At 62.0% G+C, this 18787-nt stretch carries 19 protein-coding genes; 15 read left to right on the top strand and 4 right to left on the bottom strand.

Annotated features, from left to right (window positions below; all coding sequences use genetic code 11):
• Positions 1-16: 16 nt before the first annotated feature.
• The gene (dksA, locus tag ACNQP3_RS25260) at positions 17-460 is read right to left on the bottom strand and encodes an RNA polymerase-binding protein DksA (protein WP_012274224.1); all 444 of its coding nucleotides are present in this window, start codon (positions 458-460) and stop codon (positions 17-19) included.
• 210 nt (positions 461-670) lie between these two features.
• Between dksA and ACNQP3_RS25255 the strand changes: the two genes are divergently transcribed.
• Together ACNQP3_RS25255 and sfsA are read left to right on the top strand one after the other, a co-directional pair.
• Positions 671-1843: a pyridoxal phosphate-dependent aminotransferase gene (locus ACNQP3_RS25255; RefSeq protein WP_012274223.1), complete on the top strand. Its 1173-nt coding sequence runs from the start codon at positions 671-673 to the stop codon at positions 1841-1843.
• Entirely contained in the window at positions 1843-2556 is a 714-nt protein-coding gene (gene sfsA / locus ACNQP3_RS25250; RefSeq protein ID WP_012274222.1) for a DNA/RNA nuclease SfsA, read from the top strand. Before ACNQP3_RS25255 ends, sfsA begins: the two co-directional genes overlap by 1 nt.
• Here sfsA and ACNQP3_RS25245 read toward each other — a convergent pair.
• A complete protein-coding gene (locus ACNQP3_RS25245; RefSeq protein WP_012274221.1) occupies positions 2546-2863 on the bottom strand; it encodes a Rieske (2Fe-2S) protein in 318 nt (105 codons plus the stop codon). The two genes, sfsA and ACNQP3_RS25245, sit on opposite strands and share 11 nt — an antisense overlap.
• A 148-nt stretch (positions 2864-3011) precedes the next feature.
• Here ACNQP3_RS25245 and ACNQP3_RS25240 point away from each other — a divergent pair, with 148 nt between their 5' ends.
• Genes ACNQP3_RS25240 through ACNQP3_RS25225 form a run of 4 tightly spaced genes read left to right on the top strand, consistent with a single transcriptional unit; the run spans position 3012 to position 6594 of the window.
• Positions 3012-3896 carry a heme/hemin ABC transporter substrate-binding protein gene (locus ACNQP3_RS25240; RefSeq protein WP_060493843.1) on the top strand — a complete coding sequence of 295 codons (885 nt, stop codon included), beginning with the start codon at positions 3012-3014 and terminating at the stop codon, positions 3894-3896.
• Between the two features lie 50 nt (positions 3897-3946).
• Positions 3947-4930 (top strand): FecCD family ABC transporter permease, encoded by a 984-nt coding sequence (locus tag ACNQP3_RS25235; protein WP_171577278.1) that lies wholly within the window; start codon positions 3947-3949, stop codon positions 4928-4930.
• A complete protein-coding gene (locus ACNQP3_RS25230) occupies positions 4930-5697 on the top strand; it encodes a heme ABC transporter ATP-binding protein (protein WP_012274218.1) in 768 nt (255 codons plus the stop codon). The genes ACNQP3_RS25235 and ACNQP3_RS25230 overlap by 1 nt, the downstream gene beginning before the upstream one ends.
• A 12-nt stretch (positions 5698-5709) precedes the next feature.
• Positions 5710-6594, top strand: a complete 885-nt coding sequence (locus ACNQP3_RS25225) for a ChaN family lipoprotein (RefSeq protein ID WP_060515070.1) — start codon at positions 5710-5712, stop codon at positions 6592-6594.
• 181 nt (positions 6595-6775) lie between these two features.
• Here the strand turns inward: ACNQP3_RS25225 and ACNQP3_RS25220 are convergent, their stop codons facing one another.
• Together ACNQP3_RS25220 and ACNQP3_RS25215 are read right to left on the bottom strand one after the other, a co-directional pair.
• The gene (locus ACNQP3_RS25220) at positions 6776-7054 is read right to left on the bottom strand and encodes a TfoX/Sxy family protein (protein ID WP_012274216.1); all 279 of its coding nucleotides are present in this window, start codon (positions 7052-7054) and stop codon (positions 6776-6778) included.
• A gap of 176 nt (positions 7055-7230) precedes the next feature.
• Entirely contained in the window at positions 7231-8793 is a 1563-nt protein-coding gene (locus ACNQP3_RS25215; protein ID WP_012274215.1) for an AAA family ATPase, read from the bottom strand.
• 115 nt (positions 8794-8908) lie between these two features.
• Here ACNQP3_RS25215 and mrcB point away from each other — a divergent pair, with 115 nt between their 5' ends.
• The 9 genes from mrcB (at position 8909) to msrQ (ending at position 18787) form a co-directional block, all read left to right on the top strand.
• Positions 8909-11230: a penicillin-binding protein 1B gene (mrcB, locus tag ACNQP3_RS25210; protein WP_012274214.1), complete on the top strand. Its 2322-nt coding sequence runs from the start codon at positions 8909-8911 to the stop codon at positions 11228-11230.
• 15 nt (positions 11231-11245) lie between these two features.
• Complete coding sequence (locus ACNQP3_RS25205) at positions 11246-12049, top strand: tetratricopeptide repeat protein (protein WP_319026128.1); 804 nt, start codon at positions 11246-11248, stop codon at positions 12047-12049.
• Complete coding sequence (locus tag ACNQP3_RS25200; protein ID WP_019099850.1) at positions 12049-12381, top strand: YqcC family protein; 333 nt, start codon at positions 12049-12051, stop codon at positions 12379-12381. The genes ACNQP3_RS25205 and ACNQP3_RS25200 overlap by 1 nt, the downstream gene beginning before the upstream one ends.
• A 410-nt stretch (positions 12382-12791) precedes the next feature.
• Positions 12792-14516, top strand: a complete 1725-nt coding sequence (locus ACNQP3_RS25195) for an acetolactate synthase 3 large subunit (RefSeq protein WP_012274211.1) — start codon at positions 12792-12794, stop codon at positions 14514-14516.
• Between the two features lies 1 nt (position 14517).
• Positions 14518-15009 carry an acetolactate synthase small subunit gene (ilvN, locus tag ACNQP3_RS25190; protein ID WP_003250040.1) on the top strand — a complete coding sequence of 164 codons (492 nt, stop codon included), beginning with the start codon at positions 14518-14520 and terminating at the stop codon, positions 15007-15009.
• Between the two features lie 55 nt (positions 15010-15064).
• Positions 15065-16081 (top strand): ketol-acid reductoisomerase, encoded by a 1017-nt coding sequence (ilvC, locus tag ACNQP3_RS25185; protein WP_003250043.1) that lies wholly within the window; start codon positions 15065-15067, stop codon positions 16079-16081.
• A gap of 150 nt (positions 16082-16231) precedes the next feature.
• Positions 16232-17083, top strand: coding sequence for a CDP-diacylglycerol--serine O-phosphatidyltransferase (pssA, locus tag ACNQP3_RS25180; RefSeq protein ID WP_003250045.1), 852 nt, complete (start codon positions 16232-16234; stop codon positions 17081-17083).
• 79 nt (positions 17084-17162) lie between these two features.
• Complete coding sequence (gene msrP, locus ACNQP3_RS25175; protein WP_012274210.1) at positions 17163-18176, top strand: protein-methionine-sulfoxide reductase catalytic subunit MsrP; 1014 nt, start codon at positions 17163-17165, stop codon at positions 18174-18176.
• A complete protein-coding gene (msrQ, locus tag ACNQP3_RS25170) occupies positions 18176-18787 on the top strand; it encodes a protein-methionine-sulfoxide reductase heme-binding subunit MsrQ (RefSeq protein WP_012274209.1) in 612 nt (203 codons plus the stop codon). Before msrP ends, msrQ begins: the two co-directional genes overlap by 1 nt.

Below are 18787 nucleotides of genomic sequence, written 5' to 3'. Positions count from 1 at the left end.
TCAGGTGGAAGAAAGATCAGCCTTTGCCGACCGTTTTTTCCTTTTTCTCGGCGATTTCCTTGCAGTCGAAGCACAGGTCTGCGGTAGGACGGGCTTCCAGACGGCGCAGGCCGATTTCGATACCGCACGATTCGCACCAGCCGTATTCATCGGCCTTGATCTTGTCGAGGGTCTTGTCGATTTTCTTGATCAGCTTGCGTTCGCGATCGCGATTACGCAGCTCCAGGGCGAATTCTTCTTCCTGGCTGGCGCGGTCGGCCGGGTCGGGGAAGTTGGCTGCTTCGTCCTTCATGTGGTCCACAGTGCGGTCCACACTGGTCATCAGCTCTTGCTTCCACGCGCCAAGAAGCTTGGTGAAGTGCTTTTTCATGGGCTCGCCCATGTACTCTTCACCCTTGGTTTCTACGTAGGGCTCGACACCGTACATGGTCTGGGCTTTTTGCTTTTCTACGGTGGACATGAATAGACCGCCTCTCACTCATCTGATCCAATGCGCAGGCTGCTCCATCTCCGGCACCCGCCGGCCCTGCGACTGCGAGCCGCCGAACTTACCAGATAGATCGGGGGTGCGCTACCCCGCCTGTTACTGGCAATTGACAGCGGCGCAAGCCACACGTTCGGTGGTGTGCAGAGGTAGAATCTCCAGTTTAGACCCAATTGAGAGAAGGTCATGGCCCACCCCTACAGTGCGCGCAGCCGCGCCATCGAACCCTTCCACGTCATGGCGCTGCTGGCCCGGGCCAACGAGCTGCAGGCGGCCGGGCACGACGTGATCCACCTGGAAATTGGCGAGCCGGACTTCACCACCGCCGCGCCCATCGTCGCCGCCGGCCAGGCCGCACTGGCCGCCGGGCACACCCGTTACACCGCCGCACGCGGCCTGCCGGCACTGCGCGAAGCGATTGCCGGCTTTTATGGCCAGCGCTATGGCCTGAGTATCGATCCGGAGCGCATTCTCATTACCCCAGGTGGCTCTGGCGCGCTGCTTCTGGCCAGCAGCCTGTTGGTCGACCCGGGCAAGCACTGGCTGCTGGCCGACCCGGGTTACCCGTGCAATCGCCACTTCCTGCGCCTGGTAGAGGGTGGGGCGCAGCTGGTGCCGGTGGGCCCGGAGGTGAATTACCAGCTGACCGCTGACCTGGTCGAGCGTTACTGGGACAAGGACTCGGTCGGTGCGCTGGTCGCTTCACCGGCTAACCCGACCGGTACGGTGCTGGGGCGCGAGGCGCTGGCCAGCCTTGCCAAAGCCACCCACGAGCGGCATGGTCACCTGGTGGTGGACGAGATCTACCATGGCCTCACCTATGGCATGGACGCACCTAGCGTGTTGGAAGTGGACGACTCGGCGTTCGTCCTGAATAGTTTTTCCAAGTATTTCGGCATGACCGGTTGGCGCCTTGGCTGGCTGGTGGCCCCACCCGGCGCGGTGGCTGACCTGGAGAAGCTGGCACAAAACCTGTACATCAGTGCACCGAGCATGGCCCAGCATGCCGCGTTGGCGTGCTTCCAGCCCGAAACCCTGGCCATTTTCGAAGAGCGCCGCGCCGAGTTCGCCCGCCGTCGCGACTATTTGCTGCCCGCCCTGCGCGAACTGGGCTTCCGCATTGCCGTCGAGCCGCAGGGCGCGTTCTACCTGTATGCCGACATCAGCGCATTTGGCGGTGACGCGTTCGCCTTTTGCCGACACTTCCTGGAGACCGAGCACCTGGCCTTCACGCCGGGCCTGGACTTCGGCCGCCACCTGGCCGGGCACCATGTGCGCTTTGCCTACACCCAGAGCCTGCCGCGCCTGGAAGAGGCGGTGCAGCGTATTGCCCGTGGCCTGCGGAGCTGGCAAGGCTGATGCGTTTCTTTCCCCCTCTTGAACAGGGCCGCCTGCTGCGCCGCTACAAGCGCTTTCTGGCCGATATCGAACTGACCAGCGGCGAGCAGATGACCATCCACTGCCCGAACACCGGTTCCATGCTCAACTGCATGCGTGAAGGCGGGCTGGTGTGGTTCAGCCGCTCCAACGACCCCAAGCGCAAGCTTCCGGGCACCTGGGAGATCAGCGAAACCCCACAAGGGCGGCTGGCTTGTGTGAATACTGGGCGGGCCAATGCGCTGGTCGAAGAGGCGCTGCGGGCCGGCACCATCGCCGAGTTGGCCGGCTTTACCGCGCTCAAGCGTGAAGTGGCCTATGGCGAGGAAGGCAGCCGCATCGACTTTCGTTTGGAGTTCGACGGGGCCCCGGTTTATGTCGAGGTCAAGAGCGTGACCCTGGGCTACCCCGACACCGCAGTCGCAGCCTTTCCCGATGCGGTGACGCAGCGCGGTGCCAAGCATTTGCGCGAGCTGGCGAAGTTGGCGCGGCAGGGGGTGCGGGCGGTGCAGCTGTATTGTGTGAACCTGACCGATGTAGAAGCGGTGCGCCCGGCCGAGGAAATCGATGCGGCGTATGCCCAGGCGCTGCGTGCCGCAGTGGCGGATGGGGTGGAGGTGCTGGCCTACGGCACCCGGTTGGATGCCGAAGGCATCGTCATCGACCGCCGCTTGCCAGTGCTGCTTAACCCTTGAACCAGATGCCCTGGCTGTCTTCGAGGCAGCCCAGGGCCTGCAGTTGATCACCCTCACAGGGGCCGGCCACGCATTCTCCGCTTTCTATCAGGAACAGCGCGCCATGATGGGCGCAGTGGATGAGGCTGGCGCCGTCGTCCAGAAACGCGTCTTCTGCCCAGTTCAGCGGGATGCCCCGGTGTGGACAGCGGTTGCGGTACAGGTAAACCTGGCCCTGGCGGCGCACGCCGAACAGTTCGAGCCCGTCTACGCTGAAGGCGCGGCTTTGGCCTTCGGCCAGGCCGTGGGAGTTACAAAGGAAATGCATGGCAAGGATGACTCGTGAAACACGTGATGGCTTGACGCTTCAATGCGAATAATTATCAAATTGCCCGCATTCGCTGCGCCCGACTGTCTATGGTGCGCAGTTCCGTCGCTCGCCACAAGGCGCGCGGCCCGCCTTCAGAAGGAACCCGATGATGCGCCGTCCCGCCGCTTTGCTCGCCTTATGCGCAAGCCTTGTGCTTTCTACCCAGGCCTTGGCGGCCGAACTGCCGCAACGCTGGGTCAGCGCGGGTGGCGCCCTGAGCGAGTGGATAGCCGCGCTGGGCGGTGAAGCCCGCCTGGTCGGAGTGGACACGACCAGCCAGCACCCGGCTTCGTTGAAATCGCTGCCTAGCGTGGGTTACCAGCGTCAGTTGTCGGCCGAAGGCATTCTCAGCCTGCGCCCGGATGTGCTGGTGGGCACCGAGGAAATGGGGCCGCCACCGGTACTGGCGCAAATCCGCAAGGCGGGCGTGCGGGTCGAGTTGTTCTCCAGCAAGGCCGAGCTGGCGGCGGTGGACGAAAACCTCAAGCATCTGGGGCAGTTGCTCGGCGCAGAGCAGCAGGCTGCGACGCTGGCGACGGACTACCGCCAGCAGCTTGATGCGTTGCACGCCAAGGTCAAGCAGGCCCAGGCCGGGCAACAGGCGCCTGGGGTGGTGTTGCTGGTCGGCCATGCCGGCGCCAAGCCGCTGATTGCCGGGCAGGGCACGGCGGGTGACTGGCTGTTGGGCCAGGCTGGCGGGCGCAACCTTGCAGAGCACCAGGGCTACAAGAACTTCTCCAACGAAGCACTGGCGGCGCTGGACCCGGATGTGATCGTGTTTTCCGACCGGGCGCTGGCCGATGAGCAGGCCTTGCAGGCGCTGTTGAAAGAAAACCCCGCACTGGCCGCTTCGCGGGCGGTGCGGGAGAAACGCCTGGTGTCACTGGACCCGACGCTGCTGGTCGGCGGGCTCGGGCCTCGCCTGCCAGCGACCTTGCAGTCGCTGGCAGCCACTTTCTACCCGGCAGCCCAGGCTAGCTTTGCGCAATGAAACAGCGGGTCCAGCCACGTACATTGTTCATTAGCCTGAGCCTGCTGTGCCTGTTGGCCGTCTGGCTGTCACTTGCGCTGGGCCCTGTCAGCCTGCCGCTGCTCGACACCCTGCGCGCCGGCCTGCGCCTGTTGGGGCTGCCGATTGCTGCTGATGGCCTGCAGCAGGCCGAGATGATTCTTGGCCAGATCCGCCTGCCGCGTACCCTGCTGGGGTTGGCGGTGGGTGCGGTGCTGGCGCTGTCCGGGGTGGCCATGCAGGGGCTGTTCCGCAACCCGTTGGCCGACCCTGGGCTGGTAGGGGTTGCAGCCGGGGCAGCGATGGGGGCAGCGGTCGCCATTGTCGGCGGCGCCTGGTTTGGTGGCATGCCGGATGCTTTCGCGCCTTATCTGCTGTCGTTCTGCGCTTTTGTCGGGGGGCTTGGAGTAACTGCGCTGGTCTACCGTCTGGGCCGCCGCGATGGCCAGACCAACGTCGCCACGATGTTATTGGCCGGTGTGGCCATGACCGCGCTGGGGGGCGCGGCCGTGGGGCTGTTTTCTTACCTGGCCGACGACGCCACCCTGCGCACACTGACCTTCTGGAACCTGGGCAGCCTCAATGGCGCCAGTTACGAACGCTTGTGGCCATTGTTGCTGGTGGCGGCCGGTGTGGCGATGTGGTTGCCACGGCGGGCCAAGGCGCTTAATGCCCTGCTGTTGGGTGAGTCAGAGGCGCGTCACCTGGGCGTTGACGTGGAGCGGCTCAAGCGTGAGCTGGTGTTCTGCACCGCGCTGGGCGTGGGCGCGGCAGTGGCTGCTGCGGGGCTGATCGGTTTTATCGGCCTGGTCGTGCCACACCTGGTACGCCTGCTGGCCGGGCCCGATCACCGCGTGGTGTTGCCGGCCTCGCTGCTGGCCGGCGGTGTGTTGATGTTGTTCGCCGACCTGGCAGCGCGCCTGCTGCTGGCGCCTGCCGAGCTGCCGATTGGCATCGTCACGGCGTTTATCGGTGCGCCTTTCTTTCTGTTCCTGCTGATACGAGGGCGCAGCTGATGTTGCAAGTAGAGGGCCTGTATCTGCGCAGGGGCAGCAATGAGGTACTGCACGACATTCACCTGCAACTGCAGCCAGGGCAAGTAGTGGGCGTGCTTGGCCCCAACGGTGCCGGCAAGAGCAGCCTGCTGGGTGTGCTGTGCGGTGAGCTGGCGCCCGACCATGGGCGGGTGACGCTGCAAGGGCGACCTTTGGCCGATTGGGCTGGGCAGGAACGAGCCAGGCGCCTGGCGGTATTGCCGCAAGTGTCCAGCTTGGGTTTCTCGTTCCGGGTCGAGGAAGTGGTGGCTATGGGGCGTATGCCACATGGCACCGGGCAGCGGCGTGATGCAGAAATTGTCCAGGCAGCCTTGCAGGCGGCAGATGCCTGGCACCTGGTGGCGCGCAGTTACCTGGCGTTGTCTGGCGGCGAGCGGCAGCGGGTGCACCTGGCCCGCGTACTGGCGCAGCTGTGGCCAGGGGAAGAGGGCAGCATATTGCTGCTCGACGAGCCGACCTCGATGCTCGACCCGCTGCATCAGCACACAACCCTGGAAGCCGTGCGCCGCTTCGCCGACAGTGGTGCCGCAGTGCTGGTGATCCTGCATGACCTGAACCTGGCGGCGCGTTACTGTGACCGTATCCTGTTGCTGGAGCAGGGGCGCTGCCATGCGTTTGCCTCCCCTGAAGAAGTGCTGACGCCAACGGCGTTGAGAGCAGTCTACGGTCTCGATGTGCTGGTGCAGGCGCACCCGGAGCGTGGGCATCCGCTGATCATTGCCCGCTAGGAGGCATTGCCGATGCGTCACCTGCTGCTGTCCGGTTTTTCGTTTTGCCTGATGTTGTCATTGGGCGGCTGCCAGGCCAGCTTGCCGCCATTGCCCGCTTGGCAGAGCAGTGAAGGGCGCACGCATGCCGAGTTGGGGCACATCATCGACCTTGCCGATGGCCAGATGATCAGCGCTCGGCAGTTGGTGCAGCGCCTTGCTGTCGCACCCCGTGTGCTGGTTGGCGAAAAACATGACAACCCTGATCATCACGCGCTGCAGCTTTGGCTGCTGCGTGCATTGCAGGGCCAGCGTGCGCAAGGCAGCCTGTTGCTGGAGATGCTGCAGCCCGAGCAGCAACCGCTGGTCGACAAGGTGCAGGGGCAGCCTTTGCCGGCAAACCTGCCCAAGGCGCTGGCCTGGCAGGAGGGCTGGGATTGGCAGATGTACGGGCCGATTGTCAGCGAAGCCTTGCAGCAGCGGGTGCCTTTGCTGGCAGCCAACATTTCACCCGGCGAAATGCGCCAGGCCTATCGACAGCCGGCTCCGCTGCAGGGCGAAAAGTCCAATGCACCGGCGGTAAGGGCCGCCCTGTTGGAGCAGGTGCGCGCCGGGCATTGCGGCATGCTGCCGGAAAGCCAGCTGCCGGCGATGCTGGCCGTGCAGCAGCAGCGCGACCGCCGGATGGCCGAGCGCCTGCTGGCGGCGCCGCAGCCGTCGCTGCTGTTCGCCGGGGCCTATCACGTGCGCAAGGACCTGGGCATACCTTTGCACCTGGCAGACCTGGGGGCGTCGGGGGAGAGCAAGGTTTTGCTGCTGGCCGAGGTGGGCGAGCAGGTCGCACCAGGCGAGGCCGATTATGTGTGGTACACGGCAGCGATGCCGGAGCAGGATTACTGCGCGCAGCTGCGGCGGTAGCCCTTAAGAAATCACAGGCAAAAAAAGACCCGGCAAATTGCCGGGTCAATAACCGTGATTAGCCTGATGAGGAGATAATCTGAGAGTCCGAACCAGGGGCTCTTAGCTTATCCAACCAGTCTCGCGACCAGTTGTGATAATCATAACGATTCTCATTTAACAGTCAATCCCCTTACCAGGATTATTTTGGATTTTTTTGCGTAGGGCTTTTCGCGTCCAGTTGTTGGTTTAGCGCTTCCTTACGTTCGAGCGGCAAATCGTTCCAGTGCATGTCCAGCAGGGCGCCTTCGATGGCGTACAACAGCACCTTGGAGGCGCGGAACCCTCGTGTCTTCACGGCCTGGTATGCACCCACCGCACCCAGGCGGCGCAGATCCGATGCGCTGTGGATGCCGGCGGCATGCAGCCACTGCGCAGAGGTCTTGCCAAGGTTCTTCAGGTGCTGCAATTCATCGTTCATCGAGCCTCCTTGCGATGGCTGAACGGGGAATGGGGATAAATCGCGAGCAGGTCAGAAAGGAGTGTAGCGGGGGTTAAGAATTACGCGGCCTTTTGCCATCGGGGGCGATGAGAGGACCTGTACCGGCCGCTACACGGGCTTGCCCGCGAAGTGGCCGGTAAAGGAAAACGGCGAACTTACAGGCCAGGCAAGCGCTGACGAACCTGTTCGATCACCTGGTCCATGCTGCCAGCGTCCTGGGTGTCGACCCGGGTGCTCTGCACCAGCTCCTGCGCATCCAGTGCTTCACGGCTGGCCTGTTGGGCCTTGACCACGTCCAGGGTGGCATCCGACGGGTCGCTGTTTTCGGCCTGACGCTGCTCCAGCCAGCTGGCGATGACCGCCTCTGGTGCATGGCAGTCGAGGATCAGGAACGGTACGCCGGTCTGGCTGGCGACGTCTGCCGCAGCCTGGCGCTGTTCATGCTTGAGGTAGGTGGCATCCAACACCACCGGGAAGCCGGCTCGCAGAATGGTTGCTGCGACTTGATGCAGGCGTTGGTAAGTGGCGGCACTGGCACCCTGGTCATAAATGCCGGAGGCCAGCTGACCGGCGTTCTCTTGTGGCTGTTCGCCGAACAGGCGCTTGCGCTCGACATCGGAGCGCACGCGAATGGCGCCCAAGGCTTCGACCAGGCGCATTGCCACGTGGCTCTTGCCCACTGCCGAGACGCCATGGGTGATAGCCAGCAGCCGCGAAGGGATGGCGCTGTAGCTTTCCGCCAGGTTGGCGTAGTTGCGGTAGGTGCGCAAAGTCGTGGCCCGTTGCACGCCATCGGCATTGGCCGGCATGCTGAACAGTGCGACCTTGGCCCGCACCAGGGCGCGATAGGCTTTATAGAAGTTCAGCACTTCCAGGCCTTCATAATCGCCGGTCAACTCCAGGTATTGGCTGATGAAGCGTCGTGCCAGGCACTTGAGGCCGCGATCTTCCAAGTCCATGGCGAGGAAGCCGGTGTCGGCCCACACATCGGTCATGCGGAACGGTTCGTTGAACTCGATGCAGTCGAAGATCACCACCTGGCCGTTGATCAGGGTGGCGTTGCCCAGGTGGATGTCGCCATGGCACTCGCGGGTGAAGCCATTGGCCTTGCGCGAGGCGAACAGGCCTTGCAGCCGCTCGAAACTGCTCCGCGCCCAAGCTTGCAGGTTGTCCAGTTGCAGCAGGTCGGCCTTGTCGCTCAGGAATGGACGGATCTGCTCGAAGTTCTGCTCGACCGGGGCCATGACGCTTTCAGGCGAGCCGTAGGGCTGTTCGGCAGCTACCTTGGGCGTCTGCAGGTGGAATTCAGCGATCTGCCGGGCCATTTGGTCAATGTGCATGGCGTTCAGCTCGCCATTGGCCTGCAGGGTGCTGAGCATTTGCCCCTGGGGGAACTGGCGCATCTTCAGTGCGTATTCGATAGCTTCGCCGTTACCACCGATCTGCGGTGCATCAACACTGCCGGTGATCGGCAGCACTTCCAGGTACAAGCCTTCGGTCAGGCGCTGGTTCAGGCGCAACTCTTCGTTGCAAAAATGCTGGCGCTGGTCCAAGCCGGTAAAGTCAAGGAAGCCAAAGTTCATCGGTTTCTTGATCTTGTAGGCGTACTCGCCGGTGAGCAGTACCCAGGAGATATGCGTCTCGATGAGCTGGAACCCATCCACGGGGTGAGGGTACAGGGCTGGGTTCTGCAACGCAGTGATAAGAGCTTGGCTCACGGCAAATCCTTCCGGGGCAAGGGAATTCGAATGCGCCATTATGGTCAATGGTGCCGTCCCTGCCTACCGCTGGGCCGTCTGCCCAGCCTTTATAAAGTGCGTATAATCCGCCGCCATGACCCGAACTCGAAATCCCCGCACCCCTCAGAAACGCCCGACCGGCCGCTCCCGCGCCTGGCTGGGCTGGGCTTTGAAGCTCAGCCTGGTAGGCCTGGTGATCGTTGCCGGCTTCGCGGTTTACCTCGATGCCGTCGTCCAGGAGAAGTTCTCCGGCAAGCGCTGGACCATCCCGGCCAAGGTGTATGCCCGGCCGCTGGAGTTGTTCACCGGCCAGAAACTGAGCAAGAACGACTTCCTCACCGAGCTCGATGCACTCGGCTACCGACGCGAAAGCGCGGCCAACGGCCCAGGGGCGGCGGCGGTCAACGGCAATACCGTCGATCTCAATACCCGTGGCTTCCAGTTCTACGAGGGCATGGAGCCGGCGCAGTTCGTTCGCGTGCGTTTCTCAGGGGATTACGTGGCGGGCCTTTCTGCTGCCAATGGCAAGGCGCTTGACGTTGTGCGCCTGGAGCCGCTGATGATCGGCGGCATCTACCCGAAGAACCTTGAAGACCGCATCCTGATCAAGATCGACCAGGTCCCCAAATACCTGCTCGAAACCCTGGTGGCGACGGAGGACCGCGACTTCTACAGCCACTACGGTGTGTCGCCCAAGTCCATCGCCCGGGCCATGTGGGTCAACACGTCGTCCGGCTCGATGCGCCAGGGCGGCAGTACCCTGACCCAGCAGTTGGTGAAGAACTTCTACCTCAGCAGCGAGCGCAGCCTCAGCCGCAAGCTGACCGAGGCGATGATGGCGATGCTGCTCGAACTGCACTACGACAAGCGTGAAATCCTCGAGGCGTACCTCAACGAGGTGTTCGTTGGCCAGGACGGTCAGCGTGCCGTGCACGGCTTTGGCCTGGCCAGTCAGTTCTTCTTCAGCCAACCACTGTCGGAGCTGAAACTGCACCAGATCGCCCTGCTGGTGGGCATGGTCAAAGGCCCGTCCTACTACAACCCGCGGCGTTACCCTGATCGCGCCCTGGCTCGGCGCAACCTGGTGCTCGACCTGGTGGCCGAGCAGGGCGTGGCCAGCCAGGCGGAAGTCGATGCAGCGAAGAAGATGCCGCTGGGTGTGACCAAGCGCGGCAGCCTGGCCGACAGCTCGTTCCCGGCCTTCCTCGACCTGGTCAAGCGTCAATTGCGCCAGGACTACCGCGACGAAGACTTGACCGAAGAAGGCCTGCGCATTTTCACCAGTTTCGACCCGATCCTGCAGATGAAGGCCGAAACCTCGATGAGCGAGACCTTCAAGCGCCTGGCGGGCCGCAAGGGTGCCGACGAAGTGGAGTCGGCAATGGTGGTGACCAACCCTGAGACGGGTGAAGTGCAGGCACTCATCGGCAGCCGTCAGGCAGGTTTTGCCGGCTTCAACCGGGCGATCGACGCCGTGCGGCCGATCGGCTCGCTGGTCAAGCCGTCCGTGTACCTGACAGCGCTGGAGCAGCCAAGCAAATACACCCTCACCAGCTGGGTGCAGGACGAGCCATTCTCGGTCAAGGGCGCCGACGGCCAGGTCTGGCGCCCACAAAACTACGACCGTCGCCCGCATGGCACCATCTACCTGTACCAGGGGCTGGCCAACTCGTACAACCTGTCTACCGCCAAGCTCGGGCTGGAAGTGGGTGTGCCCAATGTGATCAAGACCATTGGCCGGTTGGGGGTGAATGTCGACTGGCCAGCGTTCCCGGCCATGCTGCTGGGGGCCGGCGGCATGTCGCCGATGCAGGTCGCGACCATGTACCAGACCATCGCCAACGGCGGCTTCAACACCCCGATGCGCGGCATCCGCAGTGTGCTTACCGCTGAGGGCGAGCCGCTCAAGCGCTACCCGTTCCAGATCCAGCAAACCTTCGACCCGGGTGCCATCTACCTGGTGCAGAACGCCATGCAACGGGTAATGCGCGAAGGTACCGGGCGCTCGGTGTACAACACCTTGCCACGTTCGCTGACCCTGGCGGGCAAGACCGGCACCAGTAACGATTCGCGTGACAGCTGGTTCTCCGGCTTCAGCCAAGACCTGCTGGCCGTGGTGTGGATGGGGCGTGACGATAACGGCAAAACGCCATTTACCGGCGCCACCGGTGCCCTGCAGGTGTGGACCAGCTTCATGAAGAAAGCCGACCCGCTGCCGCTGGACATGCCGCAACCGGACAACGTGGTGCAGGCCTGGATCGACCCCTACACGGGCCGTGGGTCTGATGGCAGCTGTCCGGGAGCAGTGCAGATGCCGTATATTCGCGGCAGTGAACCGCCCGCCGGCGCGACCTGTGGCGGCGAGGAGAATCCTGCCGAGTCGGTCATGGACTGGGTCAAGGGCTGGATGAATTAAGCACAGGCTGCATTGATGAGGTGTGACGTGAACAAGTGGCTGTTTCCTGCCGTGACGGCGTTGGCTGTGCTCCAGGGGTGCTCCAGCGTCCCGCGCGGCAATATTCCGGTGGTCGATTCGAGCACCCGCGTGTCCAACAGCGAACGCGTGACGGCCAACCGCTCGGCGGGCGGCTATAGCACCGGCACCGCCCAGGCGCAGACGCTTGCGGAGGATTCCGGCGTTACCGTGATGATTCCGCAGGGCGCAGGCGCTTCGGGTATCCAGACGTTCCCGGCGGCCAATGGCGCAGCGCCGATCAGCACCTCGCCGATCACCCCGGGGCCGATCAGCACTGGCCCTGTCAGTTCGGCGCCGATGACCACCAACCCCAACCCGATTGCCGACGAGCCGTTCGACATCGCGGCGATGAACAACGCCCCGCAAAGCACCAGCGCGCCAACCGGTATTCCGCGTAGCACCGCTGCTGCCGGTGGCCTGTCGGCCGACGAGCAGTTGGACGGGCCGGTGCTGGCACTGCTGACCACCGCCAAGACCCAGCAGCGCAGTGGAGACTTCAACGGTGCCGCCTCGAGCCTGGAGCGTGCCCAGCGCATTGCGCCGCGTGAGCCGCAAGTGCTGTACCGCCTGGCCCAGGTGCGCCTTTCGCAAGGTGATGCCGCGCAGGCCGAGCAACTGGCGCGCCGCGCCCTGACTTACGCCAACGGCCGCCCAAGCCTGCAGGCGGAGCTATGGAACACCATCGCCCAGGCCCGTGAAAAGCAGGGTGACAGCGCTGGCGCTGCGCTGGCCCGGCAAAAGGCGCGGGTCAATTCGTGATGATCGAGCAGCGCATTCTGGATATTGCCGACCACCTGCTGCTGATCGAGCGTGAACTGCAGGTGCAAGGCTGGTGGGACGACGAGCCACCAAGCGACGAGGCACTGGCCAGCACAGTACCGTTCGCCGTCGATACCCTCAGTTTCGAGCAGTGGCTGCAATGGATCTTCCTGCCACGCATGAAGATCATTATCGAGTTGGGCCACCCGCTGCCCAATGCCTCGAGCATCCTGGTCATGGCCGAAACCGTGTTTACCGACCGGCCGGAGCAAAGTCGCGAGCTACGCCGTCTGTTGGCAGCTTTTGACCAATTGATCGCTCCTTCCGCCTGATTTCTTCAGTTTTTTCGTCAAGGGCCGCAGATTGTGGCCCTTTTTTTTGGAAATCTTATTAAATCTGCTGCTGAAGCGATTTTTAGTGGTGGCAGGAATTCATCTTGGGGAAAAATTGGCAATAATTTTTCTTGACTTGTTGGCGCCGAATCACAAGAATCCAACTTCCGCTGTAGAGGGACTGCCAGAAGCAGACCCGCTAAGCAGATCATGAGGTGCACACCCGCGCCGACCTGTTACACCCCGCAACGCGTTACCTCGCGCTGGGTGGGAAATCCCCGCAACACTCTGGGGGGCTCCCAATACTTGCTCAGTCAGTGCTGACGTTTTCGCTCATGCTCTGCTTGGCAGTAAACCTATTAAGACCCGTCCACTAGGGACGGTATTCTGGCGTTTTAGAGGTGAACAACGTGGAGCTTTTATCTGGCGCTGAGATGGTCGTCCGCTTCTTGCGTGACGAAGGCGTTAAGCACATCTACGGGTACCCTGGTGGTGCTCTCCTGCATGTTTACGACGCACTGTTCAAAGAACCGGAAGTGGAACACATCCTGGTTCGTCACGAGCAGGCGGCAACCCATATGGCGGACGGCTACGCCCGCGCCACCGGCAAGGCCGGTGTGGTGCTGGTAACCTCCGGCCCAGGCGCGACCAATGCCATCACCGGCATTGCCACCGCCTACATGGACTCGATTCCGATGGTCATCCTGTCCGGCCAGGTGCCTAGCACCATGGTGGGCACCGATGCCTTCCAGGAAACCGACATGATCGGTATCTCGCGGCCGATCGTGAAGCACAGCTTCATGATCAAGAACCCGACCGAGATCCCGGAAGTTCTGAAAAAGGCTTTCTACCTGGCGCAATCCGGTCGCCCAGGTCCAGTCGTGGTCGACATTCCAAAAGATATGACCAACCCGGCTGAGAAGTTTGAATACGTCTACCCGAAAAAGGTCAAACTGCGCTCCTACAGCCCAGCGGTCCGCGGCCACTCCGGCCAGATCCGCAAGGCTGCCGAGATGCTCCTGGCTGCCAAGCGCCCGATCGTCTACTCCGGCGGCGGCGTGATCCTCGGTGGTGGCTCTGAAGCCCTGACCGAAATCGCCAAGTCGCTGAACCTGCCGGTCACCAACACCCTCATGGGGTTGGGTGGCTTCCCGGGTACTGACCGCCAGTTCCTCGGCATGCTCGGCATGCACGGTAGCTACACCGCCAACATGGCCATGCACAATGCCGACGTGATCTTCGCGGTGGGTGCTCGTTTCGACGACCGCGTGGTAAACGGCCCGGCCAAGTTCTGCCCGAATGCCAAGATCATCCATGTCGATATCGACCCAGCGTCGATTTCGAAGATGATCAAGGCCGACGTGCCAATCGTCGGCCCGGTCGACAGCGTGCTCAGCGAAATGCTCGGCATCCTCAAGGAAATCGGCGAGCAGCCCGACAAGGCGGCGCTGGATGCCTGGTGGAAGCAGATCGACGAATGGCGTGGCAATGGTGAGATGTTCCCCTATGACAAGGGCGACGGTAATGTCATCAAGCCGCAGAAAGTCATCGAGACCCTGTGCGAAGTGACCCATGGCGACGCCTTCGTCACCTCCGACGTGGGCCAGCACCAGATGTTCGCGGCGCAGTACTACCGCTTCAACAAGCCAAACCGTTGGATCAACTCCGGCGGCCTGGGCACCATGGGCTTCGGCTTCCCGGCGGCGATGGGCGTCAAGCTCAACTTCCCGGACCAGGACGTGGCCTGCGTGACTGGCGAAGGCAGCATCCAGATGAACATCCAGGAGCTGTCCACCTGCATGCAGTACGGCCTGCCGGTGAAGATCGTCAACCTGAACAACGGTGTGTTGGGCATGGTCCGCCAGTGGCAGGACATGGCTTACAACGGTCGTCACTCGCACTCGTACGTCGAGTCGTTGCCTGACTTCATCAAGCTGGCCGAGGCCTATGGCCATGTGGGCATCCGCATCACCAGCCTGAAGGACCTCAAGCCGAAGCTGGAAGAAGCGTTTGCGATGAAGGACCGCCTGGTGTTCATCGACATCGCGGTTGACCGCAGTGAGCACGTCTATCCGATGCAGATCAAGGACGGCTCGATGCGTGACATGTGGCTGAGCAAGACGGAGCGTACCTGATATGCGGCACATCATTTCCCTGCTGCTGGAAAACGAACCAGGTGCGTTGTCCCGTGTGGTCGGCCTGTTCTCCCAGCGCAACTACAACATTGAAAGCCTGACCGTGGCGCCGACCGAAGACCCGACCCTGTCGCGTCTGACGCTGACCACCGTTGGCCATGACGAAGTGATCGAACAGATCACCAAGAACCTGAACAAGCTGGTCGAAGTGGTCAAGCTTGTCGACCTGTCGGAAAGCGCCCACATCGAGCGCGAACTGATGCTGGTCAAGGTCAAGGCCACCGGTGCCCAGCGTGCCGAGATCAAGCGCACCACGGATATCTTCCGTGGCCAGATCGTCGACGTGACCGCCAGCGTGTACACCGTACAACTGAGCGGTACCAGCGACAAACTGGACAGCTTCATCCAGGCGATCGGCACTGCATCGATTCTCGAAACCGTGCGCAGCGGCGTTACCGGCATTGCCCGTGGCGACAAAGTGCTCAGCATCTAAATTCAAAAATTAGCGATGGCTCCGCAGGGGCCGAGATATAACCAGGGGTATTTTCATGAAAGTTTTCTACGATAAAGACTGCGACCTTTCCATCATCCAGGGCAAGAAAGTCGCCATCATCGGTTATGGCTCCCAGGGCCACGCTCAGGCGTGCAACCTGAAGGACTCCGGTGTAGACGTTACCGTCGGTCTGCGTAAAGGTTCGGCTACCGTTGCCAAGGCTGAAGCCCACGGCCTGAAAGTTGCTGACGTTGCTACCGCTGTCGCTGCGGCTGACCTGGTCATGATCCTGACCCCAGACGAGTTCCAGGGCGCTCTGTACAAGAACGAGATCGAGCCGAACATCAAGAAGGGCGCTACCCTGGCCTTCTCCCACGGCTTCTCGATCCACTACAACCAGGTTGTTCCGCGTGCCGACCTCGACGTGATCATGATCGCGCCGAAAGCCCCGGGCCACACCGTTCGCTCCGAGTTCGTCAAAGGCGGCGGCATCCCTGACCTGATCGCTATCTACCAGGACGCTTCGGGCAACGCCAAGAACGTCGCACTCTCCTACGCTTCGGGCGTGGGCGGCGGCCGCACCGGCATCATCGAAACCACCTTCAAGGACGAGACCGAAACCGACCTGTTCGGTGAGCAGGCTGTTCTGTGCGGCGGTACCGTCGAACTGGTCAAAGCCGGTTTCGAAACCCTGGTCGAAGCTGGCTACGCGCCAGAAATGGCCTACTTCGAGTGCCTGCACGAGCTGAAACTGATCGTAGACCTCATGTACGAAGGCGGCATCGCCAACATGAACTACTCGATCTCCAACAACGCCGAATACGGTGAGTACGTCACTGGCCCGGAAGTCATCAACGAAGAATCCCGCAAGGCCATGCGCAACGCTCTGAAGCGCATCCAGGACGGCGAGTACGCGAAGATGTTCATCTCCGAAGGTGCTACCAACTACCCATCGATGACCGCCAAGCGTCGCAACAACGCCGCTCACGGCATCGAAATCATCGGCGAGCAGCTGCGCTCGATGATGCCTTGGATCTCGGCTAACAAAATCGTCGACAAGACCAAGAACTAAGTCTTATCGAAAGATGAAAAACGCGGCTTCGGCCGCGTTTTTTCGTTCTGGCAGCCCGCTTCTGGTATAAAGCAGACCAGTGGCCTGCTGTCAGAACCTGTTTCGCGGGCCCGTGTCGAACATTTTCCATCCTGTTGCAAGGTACCCTCCATGAGCGAACGTCCCGAAGAGCCGAACAAGCCCTCCGACGCCGAAAGCCTGCTACCTGTCGATGAGCACGTTGAAGAAGGGCATGACGCCGAAGGCCGCAAGGTGCGCCACCGCGGCATCTACCTGTTGCCCAACCTGTTCACCACCGCCAACCTGTTTGCCGGCTTCTATTCCATCATCAGCTCGATGAGCGCACAGAGTGCCCTGAGTGCCGGTGACCCGCGCGAGGCGAGCAAGTACTTCGCCTTTGCCGCCATCGCCATTTTCGTGGCCATGGTGCTCGATGGCCTGGACGGCCGTGTTGCGCGCATGACCAATACTCAGAGTGCCTTCGGTGCCGAGTATGACTCGCTGTCTGACATGGTCGCCTTCGGTGTGGCCCCGGCCTTGCTGGCCTTTGGTTGGGCGCTCGGTGACATGGGCAAGGTTGGCTGGATGGTCGCCTTCATCTATGTAGCCGGTGCCGCGTTGCGCCTGGCGCGCTTCAACACCCAGGTCGGTACTGCCGACAAACGCTACTTCATCGGTTTGGCCAGCCCGGCTGCCGCGGGTGTGGTGGCGGGTACCGTATGGGCGTTCAGCGACTACGGAATCCAGGGGTCCAAGCTGTCTTTCCTGGTGGCGCTGCTGGTGGCTGCTGCCGGTATGCTGATGGTCAGTAATATCAAGTACAACAGCTTCAAGGAGCTGGACCTCAAAGGGCGTGTGCCGTTCGTGGCGATTCTGGCCGTGGTGCTGGTATTTGCCGTGGTATTCAGCGACCCGCCACGCATCCTGCTGCTGATCTTCCTCGCCTACGCGGCATCGGGGCCGATCCAGTTCCTGCTGAAGGCGCGCCGGCGCAAAGCGTGAAAATCGCTTAACGCTGGAATAACCTTCCGGCTCCATAGTCTTACGGGTACATCCGTTACTCAGTGCTATGGAGCCGCCCATGCTCATCAAGCTTCCCAGGTCTTCCGAGTGCAAGGCGTCGGAGATTACCCCCGAAGGCCTCTATCTTTCCCGTCGTACCCTGCTGGGTGGCTCATTGGCCGGCTTGGCGCTGGGCGCGCTGCCGGGCGGGGTGGGGGCTGCGGAAGTTTCGCGTTATGCCGATGTGCAGGCCGGCACCGGGCCGGCCTGGTTCACTGACAAGCTTGCCGCCACGCGCTGGCAGGCGGTGACGGTGAACAATGAGGTGATCACGCCATTCAAAGACGCCACCCACTACAACAACTTTTACGAGTTCGGTCCCGACAAGGGTGACCCGGCTGCCAATGGCGACAGCCTTAAGACCGAGCCGTGGTCGATTGTGGTGGATGGTGAGGTGGGCAAGCCCGGGCGCTATGCACTGGAAGACTTCGTCAAACCTTACCAGCTTGAAGAGCGGATTTACCGTCTGCGTTGCGTAGAGGCGTGGTCGATGGTCATTCCCTGGCTGGGGTTTCCGCTCGCGCAGGTGCTCAAGCAGGTCGAGCCGACTTCCAAGGCGCGTTATGTGCGCTTTGAGACCTTGAAGGATCCCGAACACATGCCGGGGCAGCGTTCAGGGTTTGCCCTGATCGACTGGCCCTATAGAGAAGGTTTGCGTCTGGATGAAGCAATGCACCCATTGGCTATCCTGGCGGTGGGCATGTATGGACGGGAGTTGCCCAACCAGAACGGCGCGCCGCTGCGGTTGGTGGTGCCATGGAAATATGGTTTCAAGAGCATCAAGTCGATCGTGCGTATCAGCCTGGTGGCCGAGCAGCCTGGCACTACCTGGGAAGGGTTGGCGCCGGATGAATATGGTTTCTATGCCAATGTGAATCCGACTGTCGATCACCCGCGCTGGAGCCAGGCGCGCGAACGACGGTTGCCCAGCGGGTTGTTCAGCCCCAATGTGCGGGAGACGCAAATGTTCAATGGCTACGCTGATGAGGTTGCGTCGCTGTATACCGGGCTCGATCTGCGGAAGAACTATTGATGCGCTATCCCTGGTTCCGCCTGGCCATCTTCGTTGTGGGGTGCCTGTTCCCGGCATGGTGGTTATATGAGGCAGCGATGAGCCTGCTGGGGCCTGATCCCGGGAAGATCATGATGGACCGCCTTGGGCTTGGGGCGCTCACCTTCCTGCTGGTGACCTTGTGCATGACCCCGTTGCAGAAGCTGACGGGGTGGTCGGGGTGGATCGTAGTGCGTCGGCAGCTGGGGTTATGGGTGTTTGCTTATATAGTGCTGCACATCCTGGCCTACCTGTTCTTTATCCTGGGGCTGGATTGGGGGCAGTTGGCGGTGGAGCTGCGCAAGCGGCCCTACATCATTGTGGGCGCGTTGGGCTTCCTTGGGTTACTGGTGCTGGCGATTACCTCGAACCGCTATAGCCAGCGGCGGTTGGGGGCGCGGTGGAAGAAGCTGCACAGGTTGGTGTATGCGGTGCTTGGGTTGGGGTTGCTGCATTTTCTGTGGATTGTGCGCTCGGATCTGAGGGAGTGGTCGATCTACGCGCTTATTGGTGCTGTGCTGATGGTGCTGCGTATACCGGCTGTAGCGCGTGGTCTTCCCAGGGTTGCCCGTGCGCGAGGCAGGGCAGTCTGA

It is taken from the genome of Pseudomonas sp. LFS074 (genome assembly GCF_047978165.1).
GTDB classification, from domain to species: Bacteria; Pseudomonadota; Gammaproteobacteria; order Pseudomonadales; family Pseudomonadaceae; genus Aquipseudomonas; species Aquipseudomonas putida_P.
This window is presented reverse-complemented; position numbering and strand designations above follow the sequence as displayed.

What these genes read in the sequence shown, in the direction of transcription:
- msrP (WP_012274210.1), top strand. Translation starts at nt 17,163, where the DNA reads ATGCTCATCAAGCTTCCCAGGTCTTCCGAGTGCAAGGCGTCGGAGATT.
- ilvN (WP_003250040.1), top strand. Translation starts at nt 14,518, where the DNA reads ATGCGGCACATCATTTCCCTGCTGCTGGAAAACGAACCAGGTGCGTTG.
- ACNQP3_RS25200 (WP_019099850.1), top strand. Translation starts at nt 12,049, where the DNA reads ATGATCGAGCAGCGCATTCTGGATATTGCCGACCACCTGCTGCTGATC.
- ACNQP3_RS25245 (WP_012274221.1), bottom strand. Translation starts at nt 2,863, where the DNA reads ATGCATTTCCTTTGTAACTCCCACGGCCTGGCCGAAGGCCAAAGCCGC.
- ACNQP3_RS25230 (WP_012274218.1), top strand. Translation starts at nt 4,930, where the DNA reads ATGTTGCAAGTAGAGGGCCTGTATCTGCGCAGGGGCAGCAATGAGGTA.
- pssA (WP_003250045.1), top strand. Translation starts at nt 16,232, where the DNA reads ATGAGCGAACGTCCCGAAGAGCCGAACAAGCCCTCCGACGCCGAAAGC.
- sfsA (WP_012274222.1), top strand. Translation starts at nt 1,843, where the DNA reads ATGCGTTTCTTTCCCCCTCTTGAACAGGGCCGCCTGCTGCGCCGCTAC.
- ilvC (WP_003250043.1), top strand. Translation starts at nt 15,065, where the DNA reads ATGAAAGTTTTCTACGATAAAGACTGCGACCTTTCCATCATCCAGGGC.
- ACNQP3_RS25205 (WP_319026128.1), top strand. Translation starts at nt 11,246, where the DNA reads ATGAGGTGTGACGTGAACAAGTGGCTGTTTCCTGCCGTGACGGCGTTG.
- ACNQP3_RS25220 (WP_012274216.1), bottom strand. Translation starts at nt 7,054, where the DNA reads ATGAACGATGAATTGCAGCACCTGAAGAACCTTGGCAAGACCTCTGCG.
- msrQ (WP_012274209.1), top strand. Translation starts at nt 18,176, where the DNA reads ATGCGCTATCCCTGGTTCCGCCTGGCCATCTTCGTTGTGGGGTGCCTG.
- ACNQP3_RS25225 (WP_060515070.1), top strand. Translation starts at nt 5,710, where the DNA reads ATGCGTCACCTGCTGCTGTCCGGTTTTTCGTTTTGCCTGATGTTGTCA.
- ACNQP3_RS25255 (WP_012274223.1), top strand. Translation starts at nt 671, where the DNA reads ATGGCCCACCCCTACAGTGCGCGCAGCCGCGCCATCGAACCCTTCCAC.
- ACNQP3_RS25240 (WP_060493843.1), top strand. Translation starts at nt 3,012, where the DNA reads ATGATGCGCCGTCCCGCCGCTTTGCTCGCCTTATGCGCAAGCCTTGTG.
- mrcB (WP_012274214.1), top strand. Translation starts at nt 8,909, where the DNA reads ATGACCCGAACTCGAAATCCCCGCACCCCTCAGAAACGCCCGACCGGC.
- dksA (WP_012274224.1), bottom strand. Translation starts at nt 460, where the DNA reads ATGTCCACCGTAGAAAAGCAAAAAGCCCAGACCATGTACGGTGTCGAG.